This window comes from Nonomuraea sp. NPDC050536 (genome assembly GCF_044457685.1).
Taxonomy (GTDB): Bacteria; Actinomycetota; Actinomycetes; order Streptosporangiales; family Streptosporangiaceae; genus Nonomuraea.
Genome location: NZ_JBITHD010000001.1, coordinates 37,483 through 53,098, shown reverse-complemented (window position 1 = coordinate 53,098; position 15,616 = coordinate 37,483). Strand labels below are relative to the sequence as shown.

The 15,616-nt window shown below is 68.2% G+C and carries 15 protein-coding genes; 5 read left to right on the top strand and 10 right to left on the bottom strand.

The annotated features are described in order from the left end of the window. The first annotated feature begins 10 nt into the window (after nucleotides 1-10). Nucleotides 11-1,057 carry a DUF2207 domain-containing protein gene (locus ACIBHX_RS00260; protein WP_397062711.1) on the top strand — a complete coding sequence of 349 codons (1,047 nt, stop codon included), beginning with the start codon at nucleotides 11-13 and terminating at the stop codon, nucleotides 1,055-1,057. A 64-nt stretch (nucleotides 1,058-1,121) separates the two neighbouring features. After that, on the top strand, nucleotides 1,122-1,967 hold the full coding sequence (locus ACIBHX_RS00255; RefSeq protein ID WP_397062710.1) for a hypothetical protein: 846 nt from the start codon (nucleotides 1,122-1,124) through the stop codon (nucleotides 1,965-1,967). Here the strand turns inward: ACIBHX_RS00255 and ACIBHX_RS00250 are convergent. The 7 genes from ACIBHX_RS00250 to ACIBHX_RS00220 form a co-directional block, all read right to left on the bottom strand. After that, nucleotides 1,957-2,949 (bottom strand): ABC transporter ATP-binding protein, encoded by a 993-nt coding sequence (locus tag ACIBHX_RS00250; protein WP_397062708.1) that lies wholly within the window; start codon nucleotides 2,947-2,949, stop codon nucleotides 1,957-1,959. The two genes, ACIBHX_RS00255 and ACIBHX_RS00250, sit on opposite strands and share 11 nt — an antisense overlap. Continuing rightward, entirely contained in the window at nucleotides 2,946-3,947 is a 1,002-nt protein-coding gene (locus ACIBHX_RS00245) for an ABC transporter ATP-binding protein (protein WP_397062706.1), read from the bottom strand. Before ACIBHX_RS00245 ends, ACIBHX_RS00250 begins: the two co-directional genes overlap by 4 nt. Next, nucleotides 3,944-4,780 carry an ABC transporter permease gene (locus tag ACIBHX_RS00240; protein WP_397062705.1) on the bottom strand — a complete coding sequence of 279 codons (837 nt, stop codon included), beginning with the start codon at nucleotides 4,778-4,780 and terminating at the stop codon, nucleotides 3,944-3,946. Before ACIBHX_RS00240 ends, ACIBHX_RS00245 begins: the two co-directional genes overlap by 4 nt. Beyond that, complete coding sequence (locus ACIBHX_RS00235; RefSeq protein ID WP_397062703.1) at nucleotides 4,777-5,748, bottom strand: ABC transporter permease; 972 nt, start codon at nucleotides 5,746-5,748, stop codon at nucleotides 4,777-4,779. The genes ACIBHX_RS00240 and ACIBHX_RS00235 overlap by 4 nt, the downstream gene beginning before the upstream one ends. Next, nucleotides 5,745-7,238, bottom strand: coding sequence for an ABC transporter substrate-binding protein (locus ACIBHX_RS00230; protein ID WP_397062701.1), 1,494 nt, complete (start codon nucleotides 7,236-7,238; stop codon nucleotides 5,745-5,747). Before ACIBHX_RS00230 ends, ACIBHX_RS00235 begins: the two co-directional genes overlap by 4 nt. Before the next feature lie 258 nt (nucleotides 7,239-7,496). Next, nucleotides 7,497-8,444 carry a PIG-L deacetylase family protein gene (locus ACIBHX_RS00225; protein ID WP_397062699.1) on the bottom strand — a complete coding sequence of 316 codons (948 nt, stop codon included), beginning with the start codon at nucleotides 8,442-8,444 and terminating at the stop codon, nucleotides 7,497-7,499. Further along, nucleotides 8,441-9,655 (bottom strand): GNAT family N-acetyltransferase, encoded by a 1,215-nt coding sequence (locus ACIBHX_RS00220; RefSeq protein WP_397062697.1) that lies wholly within the window; start codon nucleotides 9,653-9,655, stop codon nucleotides 8,441-8,443. Before ACIBHX_RS00220 ends, ACIBHX_RS00225 begins: the two co-directional genes overlap by 4 nt. A 157-nt stretch (nucleotides 9,656-9,812) precedes the next feature. Between ACIBHX_RS00220 and ACIBHX_RS00215 the strand changes: the two genes are divergently transcribed. Continuing rightward, entirely contained in the window at nucleotides 9,813-10,436 is a 624-nt protein-coding gene (locus tag ACIBHX_RS00215) for an SPW repeat protein (protein WP_397062695.1), read from the top strand. A 608-nt stretch (nucleotides 10,437-11,044) separates the two neighbouring features. Here ACIBHX_RS00215 and ACIBHX_RS00210 read toward each other — a convergent pair. Next, nucleotides 11,045-12,091, bottom strand: a complete 1,047-nt coding sequence (locus tag ACIBHX_RS00210) for a glycosyltransferase (RefSeq protein WP_397062693.1) — start codon at nucleotides 12,089-12,091, stop codon at nucleotides 11,045-11,047. Nucleotides 12,092-13,409: 1,318 nt separating this feature from the next. Continuing rightward, the gene (locus tag ACIBHX_RS00205) at nucleotides 13,410-13,664 is read right to left on the bottom strand and encodes a GntR family transcriptional regulator (protein ID WP_397062691.1); all 255 of its coding nucleotides are present in this window, start codon (nucleotides 13,662-13,664) and stop codon (nucleotides 13,410-13,412) included. Nucleotides 13,665-13,903: 239 nt separating this feature from the next. Between ACIBHX_RS00205 and ACIBHX_RS00200 the strand changes: the two genes are divergently transcribed. Both ACIBHX_RS00200 and ACIBHX_RS00195 read left to right on the top strand, forming a co-directional pair. Beyond that, complete coding sequence (locus ACIBHX_RS00200) at nucleotides 13,904-14,512, top strand: hypothetical protein (RefSeq protein WP_397062689.1); 609 nt, start codon at nucleotides 13,904-13,906, stop codon at nucleotides 14,510-14,512. Further along, on the top strand, nucleotides 14,509-15,063 hold the full coding sequence (locus tag ACIBHX_RS00195; protein WP_397062687.1) for a GntR family transcriptional regulator: 555 nt from the start codon (nucleotides 14,509-14,511) through the stop codon (nucleotides 15,061-15,063). Before ACIBHX_RS00200 ends, ACIBHX_RS00195 begins: the two co-directional genes overlap by 4 nt. Here ACIBHX_RS00195 and ACIBHX_RS00190 read toward each other — a convergent pair. Further along, nucleotides 15,053-15,604, bottom strand: a complete 552-nt coding sequence (locus ACIBHX_RS00190; protein WP_397062685.1) for a cysteine hydrolase — start codon at nucleotides 15,602-15,604, stop codon at nucleotides 15,053-15,055. The genes ACIBHX_RS00195 and ACIBHX_RS00190 overlap by 11 nt on opposite strands. Between the last annotated feature and the right edge of the window lie 12 nt (nucleotides 15,605-15,616).

Here is a 15,616-nt window from a genome sequence, read left to right as displayed (position 1 = left end):
GGGGTTGCCCATGCGGATGATGACGGTGATCGCTGGAGTGCTGGCACTGTGCCTGGCAGGTGGGGTGCCCGCGGAAGCACGTGACACGGTCTACAGCCTGCCCAGGACGACAGTCACGGCGACCGTGGCCAAGGACGGGTCGGTCGGCGTGGTGGAGGAGCACACGTTCCACTTCTCCGCCGAGGGCCACGGGGCCTACGTGGACCTCCCGGTCAGCTACCGGTCGCGGATCGAGGACGTGACGGTGAGCGAGGGCGGCCTGGCCTACCGGGAGGCGGGCACCGCCGAGCTGGGCGTGGACCGCCCGGCGGCGACCTTCGCGCAGCGCGACTGCGGCGGCGTGCATCGGGTCGTGTGGTACTTCGCCGCCAAGGCGGACTCCGATCGGGTCTTCCGCCTCTCCTACCGGCTGCGCGGCGCGGTCACCGCCTACGACGACCGCGCGTTCCTGCACCTTCCTGTGTGGGGCAAGAACTGGGATCCGGCGCTCGACCGGCTCGAGGTGTCGGTGCGGCTGCCGCGGGCGGGCAAGAAGAAGGAGACCTACGCGGCCTTCGGTCAGCCCGGTGAGCTGCTCCGGCCGTCCTTCGCCAAGCAGACCGTGTCGGGCACGGCCAAGGACGTACCCGGCGGCCGGCCCGTCGCGCTCGACGTCGTGTTCCCCCGCAAACAGCTCGCGCTGACGCCGGACACGGCCGAGGAGGTGCGCAATGGCAGCGGCGCGGCCGACCTGGAGACGCTGCGCTCGGGCGGGTCGCTGGCAGGCGCCGACACCGGCACCGGCTGCCCGGCCACGCTGACGTCCTCGTCTTCTTCGTCGTCCTCGTCGTCCGGCAGCGGCGCCGCTGTCCTCGTGCCGATCCTGGGCCTGGTGGGGCTGGTGGTCGTGTCGATCATCTTCCGCGGCGCCGGCGGCGGGTCGCAGCGGTCGCGGCGGCACCACCACAGCTCCGGCTTCTTCTCTTCCTCCTCCGGCGGAGACAGCTCCTCGTCCTCGTCCTCCTCTTCTTCCTCTTCCTCTTCTGATGGCGGGGGCGGCGGCGGGGGCGCCTGGTAAGTGGGCCTATCGGGCCGGGTTTGAGGGTATTTCGTGTTCTGAGACCCTGCCCGGGGAGCCCGGTATGGACCTGCGTGAGCGGCTGCTGATCCAGGTGAGCGCCCGCGACGTCTACGACGCTCCCGCGCTCGCCGCTCACCCGGGGTCCGGGCTGGTGTTCACGGGCCAGGCCGCGCACGATGCCGTCCGGATGGTACGGCGGCGCGGCTACGACGGCCCGGTGCTGGCCGACCGCCGCCGTTACGCCGGCTCCGCCAGGGTCGCCGGGTCGGCCGGGCTGTCGGCGGAGTGGATCGCCGACCAGGTGGAGGCGGGCGTGACCGCGCCGCTCACGGATTCGGGCTACATCGGCCGTGGCGAGGCGGGGGCGCTGCACGCCATCCTGGAGCAGGCGGCCGCCTGGGACGGCGTGATCGCGGTCCTGCCCGTGCACGCCTCGTGGGCGGCGGAGGCCAGGCCGGCCCTGGAGGCGGCGATCACGACCTTCGGCGGCCCGGTCGCCCTGGTGATCGAGGACGCCGCCGCCCGCCGCGGCCCGCTGCCCTATCCGCTGCTGTCGGCGGGTGTGGAGGCCCTGGGGGCGCTGGCGGCCGGGGCTGACTGGGCGGCGGTCGGCGTGCGGGAGGTCCTGCGGCATCTTTATCCGGAGCCGCACGAGGTGCGCGGCGGCTGGCGGCGGGGCGGCGCCCGCAGCGCGCTCGTGCCGGAACCGCTCGCGTTCGTCCCGGTCGAGCGGCTCGGCCGCGGTGCCTGCCCGTGCTCGGTCTGCCACGGGCGACCCCTGTCACGGCTGCGGGACGCGCCGGAGCTGGAGGTCAACCTGCACAACAGCACGGTCCTGCACCGCCTGCACACCCGGCTGCTGCGCTCCACCCACCGGGAACGCTGGTGGCAGGCCCTCACGGGGTGAGCGAGGACTCCGACACGTGCCAGCAGTGCGTCCAGTGGTCCTCGGCGAGCACCGTCCTGGCCGGGACCTCCGACGAGCACACCGGCAGCGCGACCGGGCAGCGCGGGTGGAAGCGGCACCCGCTCGGCGGAGCGATGAGGCTGGGCGGCTCGCCGTGCCGCCCCCTCGCCTGCACTGCCTCGGCGGGCGCGCTCCGGTCGGGATCGGGCGCCGAATCCAGCAGCAGCTGCGTGTAGGGGTGGCGCGGCGCCTGCGTCAGCGACTCGGCGGCGCCGCTCTCGATCAGCCGCCCGGCGTACATGACCGTGATGTCCTGCGCGAAGTAGCGGGCGCTGGCGATGTCGTGCGTGATGTACAGCAGCGCCAGCCCGGTCTCGTCGGCCAGCTTCTCCAGCAGCCGCAGCACGCCGAGCCGGATCGACACGTCCAGCATCGACACCGGCTCGTCCGCGATCAGCGCGACCGGCCGCACCGCCAGCGCCCTGGCGATCGCCACCCGCTGGCGCTGCCCGCCCGACAGCTCGTGCGGCAGCTTGTCCATGAACTGGTCGACCGGCGTGAGGCTGACCCGTTCGAGCAGCTCGGCCACCAGCTCCCGCTCGTGCTCCGCCGAACGGACGTGCCCGTGGATGCGCAGCGGCCTGGCCAGGTGGTAGCGCACCCGGTGGAACGGGTTGAGCGAGGCGAACGGGTCCTGGAAGATCAGCTGCACCTGCCGCCGGAACTCCCTGAATCCCCGCACCTGCTTCCCGCGCAGCAGCACCTGCCCGGACGTGGGCGGATACACCTGGGCCAGCAGCCGCGCCACCGTGCTCTTGCCGCAGCCGCTCTCGCCGACCAGCGCGCTGACCGTGCCGGCGCGCAGCGCGATCGACACGTCCTCCACCGCCTTGAGCACCGGCCGCCGCGCCCCGAGCCGTCCGCGTGCCACTGTGAAGTGCTTGGTCAGATTGCGCCCCTCCAGGACGACCTGCCCGCTCATGATCTCTCCTCCAGCTGTACGGCTCCCGCCCCGTCGTTGAGCAGGCACGCCACCTCCCCCTCCGGACCTGGCTCCAGCCCGGGACGCCGCTCGGCGCACTCCGGCATCGCGAAGCGACACCGCGGGTGGAACGCGCACCCCGGCGGCAGTGACCGCAGGTCGGGCGGCGTGCCGGGGATGCCGAGCAGCTCCTCGCGGGGTCCGCGCAGCCGGGGGAAGGAACGCAGCAGCCCGAGCGTGTACGGGTGGCGCGGCGCCTGTTTCAGCGACGCGGCCGTGCCCGTCTCCACCAGCCGCCCGCCGTACATGATGGCGATCCTGTCGGAGATCTCCATGAGCAGCGACAGGTCGTGCGTGATGAACACGACCGCGAAGCCGTACTCCTCGCGCAGCGCCCTGATCTCGTGCAGGATGTCGCGCTGCACCACCACGTCGAGCGCCGTGGTCGGCTCGTCCATGATGATGATCTCCGGGTTGAGCGCGAGCGCGATGGCGATCGCGGCGCGCTGCCGCATGCCGCCCGACAGCTCGTGCGGGTAGCCGCGCCGCCGGTCGGCGCTGATGCCGACCCGCTGCAGCAGCTCCACCGTCCGCTCCTGGCGGTCCTTGCGCGGCATGTCGGGGCGGTGGATGCGGAGCACGTCGTCGATCTGGGCGCCGACCGTGCCGACCGGGTTGAGCGAGTTCATGGCGCTCTGGAAGACGACTGCCAGCTCCTTCCACCGGAAGGCCCGAAGGTCCCGCTTGCCGAGCTTCAGCACGTCGACCGGGTCGCCCTCGCGCGGCCGGTAGAGCACCGACCCGGCGGTGATCGCGGCCGGCGGGCGCAGCAGTCTGGCCACTGCGTTTGCCAGCGTCGACTTGCCGCTGCCGCTCTCGCCCGCCAGGCCGAGGATCTCGCCGCGGCGCAGGTCCAGCGACACCTCGTCGACGGCGTGCACGGCCCCGGTGTTCGACAGGTAGTCCACACCGAGTCCGCGGATCTCCAGCACGTTCATGTCCGCTTCACCTTGATCGCTTTGATCTTGATCGTGCGGAGCCGGGGGTTGGCCAGCTCGTCGATGCCGAAGTTCACCAGTGCCAGGCCGGTGCCGATGAGCGCGATGCACAGGCCGGGCGGCACGAACCACCACCAGGCTCCGATCAGCAGTGCCTGGTTGATCTGCGCGAAGTAGAGCATGCTGCCCCAGCTCACCGTCGACAGGTCCGCCAGCCCCAGGAACGACAGGCCCGCTTCGGCCAGGATCGCGCCGACCACCGTCGCCAGGAAGCTGGTGGCGATCACCGGCATCAGCACCGGCAGGAGCTCGTAGAAGATGATCCGCAACGGCCGCTCGCCGCTCGCCCGTGCCGCCTCGACGAAGTCGCGCCGCCGTACCGACAGCGTCTGTGCGCGCAGCACGCGCGCGCCCCACGCCCAGCCGGTGACGGCGATCACCACCGCGACCGAGGCGACGCCGCGCTGCGGCAGGTAGCCGGCCAGCACGATGATCAGCGGCAGCGCCGGCAGCACCAGGAAGATGTTGGTGAGCACCGACAGCACCTCGTCGATCGCGCCGCCGAAGTAGCCGCCGACCAGCCCCACCAGGACGGCGAACGCGGTCGCGATCACCGCCGACAGCAGGCCGACGCCCATCGAGATGCGCGCGCCGAACACGATCTGGCGCACGATGTCCTGCCCCGTCTGCGTGGTGCCCAGCCAGTGCTCGGCCGAGGGACCCTGCAGCCCGCCCGCGCCGGTCGCCGCAGGATCGCCGCCCACGAGCAGCGGCCCGGCCAGCGCCATGAGCGCGAAGAAGACCAGGATGCCGATACCGATGCGGATCTTCACTGTCGCGTCCTCGGGTCCAGGACCACATAGGCCAGGTCGGCTAGGAAGTTGGCCACCAGCACCGCCAGCGAGATCACCAGGAAGATGCCCTGCATGAGCGGGAAGTCCTCGTTCTCCACCGCCTTGAGCAGCACCGAGCCGATCCCCGGGTAGGAGAAGACGATCTCGGTCAGCACCGAGCCGCCCACCACGAAGCCCAGGCTCAGCGCGAAGCTGGTGATGTTGGGCAGGATCGCGTTGCGCGCGGCGTAGGCCCACATGACGCGGCGGCTGGTCAGCCCCTTGGCCTCGGCCATCACCACGTAGTCCTCGCCGAGCGTGGTCACCATCACGTTGCGCATGCCGAGGATCCGGTCGGCCATCGAGGCCGCCACGATCGTCACCGCGGGCAGCACCGCGTGGTAAGCCACGCTCCCGGCGAACTCCCCGGTCCAGCCCGGGTCCACCTCCAGCGCGTAGGCCCGGGTCGTCGGGAACCAGCCCAGCACCGTGCCGAACACGAACGCCAGGATCAGCGCCACCCAGAAGTACGGCACGGCGTGCATGAACGTCGCCGTCGGCAGCACCCCGTCCAGCCAGGTGCCGCGTTTCCAGGCCATCAGCACGCCGAGCGAGGTGCCCACCACGTAGCTGATCAGCGTGGCCACCCCGACCACCCCGATCGTCCACGGCAGCGCCTCCGCGATGACCGAGGAGACCTCCGTGGGGAAGAACGTGATCGAGCGGCCCAGCTCGCCGTGGGCCAGGTTGCCCAGGTAGTCGAGGTACTGCTGCCACAGGCCGGCGTCGCTGATGCCGAACGCCCGCTTCATCGCCTCGATCGCGGCCGGGTCCAGGTTGCCCTTCATCCGCGCCACCAGCAGCTCCACCGGATCCCCCGGCATGAGCCGGGGGATCAGGAAGTTGAGCGTGACGGCGGCCCAGGCCGTCAGGACATAGAACCCGAGCCGCCTGACCAGAAACCTCACGTGCCGGCCGGCTTCAGGTGCAGCAGGACGACCGCGGCGTCGGGCGAGCTGTACGGCGAGGGCATCGCGTACGGGTCCTGCTCGCTGGGCCAGCCGGTGTACTTGTTGGTGCGGAACTGCGACCAGGACGGGCTGTAGAACAGCGGGACCACCGGCAGCTTCTCCACCATGATCTTGCCGAGTCCCTGTACGGCCTGCTGCTGCTTGGCCAGATCCTCGGTGGCGGCGTACTCGGCGATCAGCTTGTCGGTGGCGTCGTCCTTCCAGCGCTCGTAGTTGGCCGAGCCCGCCTTGCCCACCGGCACCGCGAGGGGACCGTAGAGGAGGGAGCGCAGCTGCTCGTAGGGCGTCGGCCCGACCTCGGCTCCCCTGATCGACAGGTCGTAGTCGCCCTTGCCCACCTTGGACACCCAGTCGGCGAACGCGACGCCTCTGGTCTCGACCTTGATACCGACCTTGGCCAGGTCTTCCCTGATGAGCTGGGCGCAGTTCACCCAGTCGGTGAACGGCGAGGGCACCAGGAGGGTGAAGCTGAGCTTGGCGGGGTCGACGCCCTTGAGCAGCTCCTTGGCCTTGTCCACGTCGACCTTGAAGGCGGCGTCCTTGTACTCCGGCGGCAGGTAGGCCTCGCCGCCCGGCATCGTCACGGTCGTCGGGTGCGCCACGTGCGTGTACCCGCGTTCGGCGATCTGGACGAGTTTGTCCCGGTCGATGGCCAGGCTGATGGCCTGCCGTACCTCCGGCTTGGCCAGGACGGGGTTGGTGAGGTTGGGCAGCAGGTCGACCACGCCCTCGGGCGGGAAGAAGAACTTGTTCTGGTCCGGCTTGCCCTGCACGAAGATCTTCTGGATGTCCGGCACGAACGCGCCGGCCCAGTCAAGCTCGCCCTGCTGCAGCGCGCTCTGCACCGCGTTGGCGGTGTAGGCGGGGAACTTCAGCGTGGGCACCTGCGGCTTGCCCGGCTGCCAGTAGGCGTCGTTCTTCACCATCTCGTACAGCTGCGCGCTGAACTTCGACAGCTTGTACGGGCCCGTGCCGACCGGCTTGGGGTTGGTGAAGGTGACCGGGTCCTGCTTGTCGAACAGGTGCTTGGCCACGATCGGGGAGCTGCCGGCGATGTTGAACAGCTTGGCGTAGGAGGTGGTCGTGAAATCGATCTGCACCTTGTCGGGGGCCACGACCTTGGTGCCGGCGATGTCCAGGGCGCTCTTGTTGAGCTCCGGGTACTTCTTCATCGTGTCGAAGGTGAAGGCGACGTCGTCGGCGGTGAACGGCTGGCCGTCGCTCCACTTGACGCCCTGGCGGAGGGTGAAGGTGAGGGACTTGCCGTCGTTGGACCACTCGTGCTTGGTGGCCAGCCAGGGGGTGATCTCGCCGGGTTTGAGCTTGTTGAAGTACTCCAGGGTCTCGTAGATCATCCCGGTGGTGCCGAAGTTCACGTTTTCCAGGTGGAAGGGGTTGAAGTCTTCCTGGAAGGTGCCGGCGTCCACGGCGTGGATGATCAGCGGCTTGCCGGTCTTGCCTGCGTTTGGTCCGGATTTTTCGCCATTTCCTGTGGAGCATGCGGCTATGGCGAGGATGAGGGCTGTGGCGGCTACCAGGGTTCTTCTCATGGGGGGTTTTGCCTTTCCTGTTGCCTGCGGTTCGAGGAACTCCTCCTGCTTCCTCGGCCCGCTCTGTGGTGCCTCACCCGTCCGTCCCCGAGCCCTCCTGGCCTTGGTCCTCGGGAAGTACGGCGGCCGGGTGCGTCAAGTGGCGCCTCCGCCGGCGCCTGCGTCGGCGCCTTTGCCCGAACGTCTGTCGGCGTCTCCGTTGACGCTCCCGTCCGTGGCTCCGTTCGCCCGCTCGTCGGCGCCTGCGTTGGCGCGTTCGTCAGCGCCAGCGTCGGCGCGCTCGTCGGCGCCTGCGTCGGCACGTTCGTCGGCGCCTGCGTCGGCGCCTGCGTTGGCGCGTTCGTCGGCACCTGCGTCGGCGCGTTCGCTGGCGCGTTCGTTTGGGCCGAAATGCGTGAGGCGGAGGTCGCGGGAGCCCTTGGGGGCGGCGAAGGCCTGGGCGCGGCGGAATCCGGCGGGCGCGCCACGGACGATCGTGAGCGCGCGGTAGTAGTCCACGTACGGGAAGCCATAGGTCTCGCCGCGGGCGAAGGCGTAGCCCGTGATCGCCTGCGACCAGACCTCGTAGGCCTCATCCCGCAGGTCGACGAACACGTCCGGGGCGAAGCCCTCGGCGTCCTCCCAGTTGTCGGCGTAGTAGAGCTCCCCGGCCCAGTACGCCGGGTGCTCGCGCTCCAGCGTCTTCAGCCCGCCGAAGAAGCGGGCGTCCTGGACGATGCGGTGCGTGCGGGCGTGGTCCTTGTGGATCGAGGCGCTCCAGTGGGTGAGGATGACGTCCGGCCGCAGCTCCCTGATCTGGTCGCCGACGCGCATCTTGACGTCGTCGTCCTCGGGCAGCAGCCCGTCCTCGTAGTCCAGGAACCCGACGCCCGCGCCGATCCTGTCGGCGAACGTCTCGGCCTCCTCCCGCTTCTGCTTGGCGTACTCGGCCACCGGCGTGCGCGGATGCCCCCGCTCCCCCAGTGTCAGGTGCAGCAGCGTCGCCCGGTCGCCGTTCATCACATGCTGGGCCAGTACGGCTCCCGCGGTGAGGTCGAGGTCACCCGCGTGCGCCCCGATCGCCAGCACGTGGATCCCGCTCACACCGTCCTCCTCATCACGTGGAACCTCCTGGTCACGGCGTAACCCGCCTTCGTGTACAGATGTCCTGCCGGGCTCTGCTCGCCCGTCCACAGGAACCAGGAGGAGTGCAGGCCCTCGGCCCGCATCCGCGTCATGGTCAGATGCAGCAGAATCTTGCCCAGCCCAGTCCCCTGCATCTCCGGATCAACCCCAAAGGGCCCAAACCTCTCCAGAACCCCCCGATAAGCCCCATACAAAGCAAATCCCACAATCTTCACGCCACCCCGCCCCCCTGCCCCCGCACCAGCTTCACCGGCGTTGGCCGCGTTGAGGGCGTTGCCCGCGTTGCCCGCGCTGCCCGCGCTGCCCGCGCTGCCCGCGCTGGCCACGTTGGCGGCGTTGCCCGCGCTGCCCATGCTGCCGGAGTTGGCTACGTTGCTCGCACTGATGGCGTTGCCCGCGTTGATGGCGTTGCCCGCGTTGGCGGCGTTGGCGACTTCGCGGGCGGCGGTGACTTCGGTGGCGATGGCCGCGTTGGTGACGTTGGTGGCCTTGGTGGCGATCACGATGCGGCTTGGCGTTCTGTGGGCTCTGATGGCCTCGCCCCAGTCGGGGTTGAAAACGTTCGCCGCGAAGCGCACGAGCTCCGGCAGTTCCCCATCGCGAGGGCTGCGGAAGCCGTACCCCTCGCTCTCACGCTGGGCGAGCAGGCCGTGCACGTCATCGGGCATCACGTAGCCGACCAGCGACCGATCCATCGCCACCGGCGAGTAGAGCGTCGCGAACCCCAGCTGCTCCAGCAGCCGTAACCCCTCCGGGTACGCCTCGGGATCTGCCCCCGGCAGCACATAGTTCGGCGTATACGACGCGAAGTCCACCCGCACCCGCCCCTGATCCCGCAGGAACGCCACGGCCTCCTCCACCAGTCGCCGCCCTAACCCGCTCCCCCGGTATTCAGGCACGACGAAGAAGAACGGAATCCACCCGGTCTCGGGCTCCAGATCAGTGCCGGGCGCCAACGGGGTCAGCCTCCGCACGGCGTACGCACACCCGACAACCCGCCCGTCGACCACGGCCACCCGCAGCCCCTCGGGATCGAAGTTCGGATCCAGCAACACGCAGTCGCGGAACCATCCGGCGGTGGTGGGGTCGGCCCGCAAGCTGCGATTCCAGGCCTCGACCAGCGAGCCCTCATCTCCTGCGGCGAACGCGCGCACGGTGACCTCGGCCAATGGTGGTCCTCTCACCTCGGTACTTGATGAAAAGCTTTCCCACAGTTGACCTCCGGGTCAACAAATTCTGGGAAGAAATTTTCTCGCCGTCTCACTCCTTGGAAACTTTCCTTCGCCCCCTCAGAACCGCCCCCACCCCCACCAGCCCAAACAGGTTGTGCGTGGTCGACTGACCAAAAGGCCAGCCTCGCAACGCCTTTGGCGGAGGTTCATCGTGAAGGCATGGTCACGCTGGCAGGACTGGGCAACCCTGGTCACCGGCCTCTACGCAGCACTCTCGCCGATCTGGGTGGACGGCGCCTCCGGTGCCACTCCCACGCTCATCGACCTGAGCGCCCTCACCGCGATCACTTCGCTGGCGTCACTCAGTAATCCCGGCACGGTGGCCACCGAATGGCTCAACGCCCTGTGGGGTGTCCTGCCGTTCGTCGCACCATGGGTCATCACATACACCGACGGCCGGGACGCATCCTGGACGTCCTGGGTCGTGGACGTCGTCCCCGTGCCCCTCAGCCTGACCGCGCTCCCGTCAGCCGAGCAGCACACCAGCAGGCGGTCCAACTTGAGCGCCATCCCCATCCCAAGAGGTCGGACCACCCCTAGTCCGGCTCCACCCCTACTTACGTTCGCCCTCGCCCTAGCCAGGACCTCGACGCGGGCAATCACCGTGCAGGGGCGATCACCATGCGGGGGGACTGCCACACCGCATCGCATGCACCGGACAACCTGTCCCTCGACCGTACTCACCACCCCGGTCACACCGGACGCCCACTTGCTGTAGGACACGTTCCCGCGATCTGGCTAGAAGCCCCAGACACAGTCGAGCCGGACGACGTGCCTAGATCCCGGACCCGCGACGCGGGCGTGCCTAGAAGCCCTGGGCCCCGGGCGACGCGGACAACCTGACTAGGAGCGCGGCCTCCACCGCGCGCGCCTCGGCCAGCGCCAGCTGTTTCAGCAGCTCGGTCACGAACAGCTTGCGTGCCATGTCCGGGCGATGCGGACGACGTGGGACTGTCCAAGCCTCCGGCCGACCGGGAGAACCGCCCGAGAGAGACCCTTGCCACGGTTCTGGGCACGTGGATGCCCGCCGTACATGAACACAAGAAGGCGTAAGGGCGCTTGTGGATGCTCGCCGTCCGTGAATACGAGAGAGCGCAAGAGGCCCTGGTAGATGCTCGCCCGTTCGTGAATACGAGAGAGCGTAAGAGGCCCTTGTCGATGCCCGCCGCATGGATTTGCGAGGGCGCAAGAGGCCCTGGTGGATGCTCGCCGTTCGTGAACACGAGAGGGCGTAAGAGGTCCTTGTGGGATGCCCGCCGTACGTGAACACGAGAGGGCGTAAGAGGTCCTTGTGGGATGCCCGCCGTACGTGGATATGAGAGGGCGTTAGCGGCCTTTTTCGTATACCAGCAAGCCCTTGGACAGGCCGAGTGGGACCATGAGGAGTTCGACGATCAGTGCCTTCCAGGCGTAGTAGAGGTTGACCGCCTTGTTCAGGTAGACGAACGGGACGTTCGCCAGGACGCGCCACAGGGCCAGGCGTCTTCGGTGGGCGGCGTACATGAGGGCGGGCAGCGTCAGGAGGAGCTCGCCGCCCGTCCACCAGCCGAGGGTGCGCCAGGCGGGCGCGTGCATGCCCAGCGTCAGGACGAACGGCGTGGCCCACCACACGGGCGCCAGCACGATCTCCACCAGCGCCACGATGACCCACGTGGCCAGCATCGGCTTACGGGTGACCAGGCGGGGAAGATGGAGCCGGACGTTCTGCATGAAGCCCGATATCCAACGCCACACCTGTTTGCGCAGGTACGGGAGCGTCTCCGGGTCAGCAGCCCACGCGGACGCATCGGACACGTAGACGGCCTTGCGGCCGGCCAGCTGCTGGCTCCACGTCAGGTCCATGTCCTCCACGATCGTGCGCACCGGGAAGCCGCCCTCCAGGGTCTCCCGGCGGAAGACCGAGCAGCAGCCCGAGCACACCATCGGGCTGGCGGCCAGTTGCTGGATCGGGCGGTGCCAGTGGAAACCGAAGAGGTACTCGATCGATCGGCCACGCTCCCAGACCGTGCGGGTGAACCGGGTCTGCACGTTGCCGGCGGCGATCACCACGTCGGGATCCTCGAAGACCGGTTTGATCTTCTCGATGTAGTCGGGAGCCAGCACGGTGTCGGCGTCCACCGCCAGCACCAGGTCAGTGTCGCAGTACGGCAGCGCGTGGTTCTGCGCTGCCGCCTTGCTGCCCAGGTTGTACGGCGGGCGGAGCACGACCGCGCCATGGCCCACCGCCACCTCGCCCGTCCTGTCCGTGGACGCGTCATCGACCACGATCACCCGCTCCGGCGGGACGGTCTGGGCCGCGATGGACTCCAGCGTGGCGGGCAGCCCTCGCTCCTCGTTGTGCGCCGGGACGATCACGGTCAGCGTCGCGCTCATCGCCGCCCCCGCCACTTGACCGCCACCCACGCCACCAGGCCAACCAGGGTGTATACCGTCATGCTGAAGCCCAGCATGGGCGGGCCTCCGGGCATCTCGTGCTCCTCTCATGCCGATGTGTTGCGGCTACGAGAATGCCCTCGAGGGCGACCGGGCGACGGTGGCGAGCGTCGTTCTGTGGACAGCGCGGGGACGTTGGCCAAGCCTGTGGACAACCACAACCGCCATCGCATCGCATGGGCCGCTACCGCCTCGCGCCGAGGCATGCCGACAGCGGTCAGAGTGGCCGCAAGAGCCGTATCGGAGGGTCGGCGTGGCACGCCGTCTCAACGAGCAAGCACGGGAAGCGCCTGAAGATTGTCGCTGTGCGGGCCGGTGTCCCGCTCCAAGGCTCCGGCGGGGAAGACCGAGCCCGCACAGCGACGGGCCTCCGAACCGGAAGCCCAGCCCCGTGCAGGAAGGGGCTCTGCACGGAACCGCTAGCCCCCGGCCAAGCCACACACAAGCGACGAAAACCCCGCCGCCCACGCCCCCGACACCCTCAAGCCCAAACCTCGGCCACCCACCGAGCCAACCCCCAACCCCACCCACGACGACGAAGCGCCACACCCAGTTACGGTCCACCCGAACCGAACACCCCAGCCACGTCTACAGCCCGGCCGAACTGAACAAACCAGGCCCAGCCTGCCAGCCGTTCGAACCGAACACCCCACCCCGGCCTAACAGCCAGCCGAACCGAGCAACCCAGCCACACGTATAGTCCGGCCGAACTGAACAAACCAGGCCCAGCCTGCCAGCCAGCCGAACCCAACAACCCAGGCCCGGGACCAACAGCCAGCCGAACCGAACAACCCAGGCCCGGGACCAACGGCCGACCGAACCGAGCAACCCAGCCACGTCTCCGAAAGGGCGAAACCGCCTCCCATACGCGCAACGCCGAAATGCGAAACCCACCCGAGCCACAACCCCAGCCACGAGACCCGGCGAACCCAGCCAGCATCCCAACCCGGCGAAAGCGCAAATCAAAAACCGCCCGAGCGAAGCGAGGCCCATCGGCCCGACGCTGGGGGTCCGGGGGTTACCCCCCGGTGTAAACCCCGAAAACGGGAAGCGGCCCCCGAAGGGGGCCGCGAACACGACGAGAAAAAAAGTGGACCTAATGTGCGCTTACTCGAACACCGCGCCGCAGGTGGAAGCACTGAGCTCCGCGCTCAGCGAGTCGCTGCGATCACAGGACCCCACGGTGCTCCGGCGATGACGACACGAGATCGTTTGGGCGAACAACACTCCGGCTAACGAACATGGAGCTCCTGGTCAGCTATTGCTGGTCGGGAGCTTCCTTGTCTCGCCTGGCCACGAACGAGCCCAACCCAGGTTCGGTGTAGATCAAGCCATCCTCACGCAGCTTGGCCACGGCCTTCTGGGTCGTGGCGACAGCTAGTCCGAACTCGTCCATGAGGGCCATGACCGATGGCATGCGATCGCCCGGAGCATACTCACCCGTCCTGATGCGCTCCGCGAGGATCTCGTAAAGCTGCTTCCACCTGGGAATACTTGGCTGCCAGACGATCACCTAAGCACGATAGGCGTACTACGTACATCACTGCATCGCTGGTGTTCTAGGTGTATCAGGTATTGCACGTCTACTATGCAATCCATGGAGGTTCCCGACTTCGACGTGTGGAGAGACAGCGCCGGAACGCTGCACGCCAGGCACCGCGCGTCCGGCGTCGTGGTGACTGCCCGTCATCCACGCCACCTCTGGCTTCTCGCCGCACGCGTCCTGTACGCCCACATTGTGGGCAGTCAGTCATGACCGGCCCCAGCCTGCGCGTCCCCTACATCACCGCGTGGTCCGGCGAATTGATCACCGCGCCTCTCATGTTCGCTCACCACGCCGAAGCAGGCGGGCCCCGGCTTACCTATGCCGACCCAACGCCGTGTGACTGGCAGTACGGCGTCCTTCGCGCCCGCCTGGGCCTTCAGCGTGGTGGCTGCCCCGAATGGAAGCTGGTCAACACGCTCAGACAGTGGCGGTGCATGGAGCATTGGCTCTGCCAGGTGTGCGGTACCTCCGCCATCGACCCCGGCACGGGGCGAGTGTCGTGGTTGCTTGATGACGACATCGACAGCACCGCGCCCGACCAGGGATACACCAACGCTCCCCCAACGTGTCGAGCCTGCATCCCCGAGGCGCTTGCCTCCTGCCCCAGACTCCGGAGGGGAGCTGCCGCCTACACCGCCGCCGACGTTGAGCCCTTCGCCGTACTCGGTCACGTCTTCCGCCCAACGCGAGGTGGGGGCGCGGAAGTGGTGGACCGCAACGTCATGGTCCGGCTTGAGGAGTTCGACCGCTTGACCCGGACGCTCGCTCATCAGCTTGTCGTCCTGCTCAGCGGACTTGAACGGGTGTCGATATGAGCTCTGACCTGACGTTCGCGCGTCACCGCGTCGTCAGGTCAGCGGTGGTCCCGCGTGCGGTTCATGACGATGGCCGCAACGCGGGACCACCGTCCACATGGAAGGGTCTCAACCTGGTGAGCAGAGTCGCCGACTATCGCCGGATCGCCGATTCCCTACGGTCGTGGATCGCGACGGGCGGGTACCCGCCTGGCAGCATGCTCCCGTCCGAGTCAAGGCTGTGCAAGGAGTTCGGCGTTGCTCGAACCACGGTCCGACGTGCCCTTACGCTCCTAGAGGGCGAGGGGATAATTCTTGCCGTACCGGCAAAGGGGCGTGTGGTTCAGGGCGGACCAACCACCCCGCACTACCGCTACCAAGCGATCGCGGATGATCTACGCGGTCAGATCCTGCGAGATGAACTCCCCGCTGGGGCTACGCTCCCCAGCGAGGCAACGCTGTGCCGCCGTTACGCCGTGTCCCGCAACACCATTCGCCAGGCACTCGGAATCCTTGAACGGGATGGCCTGGTGGCGGTCAGGCAAGGAAGCGGACGGATTATCACTCTGTGAGCTCTGGTTCTGAGTGCGTCAACGTGGACCATGGGATGTCGGCGGTTGTGATTATCTGGTCAGCGCCGATGAATCGGGAAGCCACGAGGATTCCCGCATCGTGCGCCGCCTGACCTGCGTGACTCGCCGATGCGTCCTTTATCAGGCGGGGGGTAAGGTCACGCTCGAATGCATCAACCACGGTCTTAAGCACACAGCTTTCCGTGTCGAGGCCGCAAACGTAGAGGTCGCTCCAGCCGCGCTCTCGCACGAGCGCTTCGCCTTCTTCGTTGAAAAAGCTGTAGATTGTCTTGTCCACGACCGCCGCTGACTTGTCGATGTACGGGATGAGTTCGGGCACTATATCGATCTCAGGGGACTCTTTGAGCTTTGACCAGCGAATCAGCCGTTCGTAGGGGCTTCCGGCATAGTTTAGATATCTCGTGAATACGACATCCCCGCCAGCACTCTGCCATCGATCGACAAGTTCGGCGATCACTGGAATAACCGGGCTCGACTGAGCGCTGACGAAGCCATTCTGCATGTCGATCACGATGAGCACCGCCGAATCCCT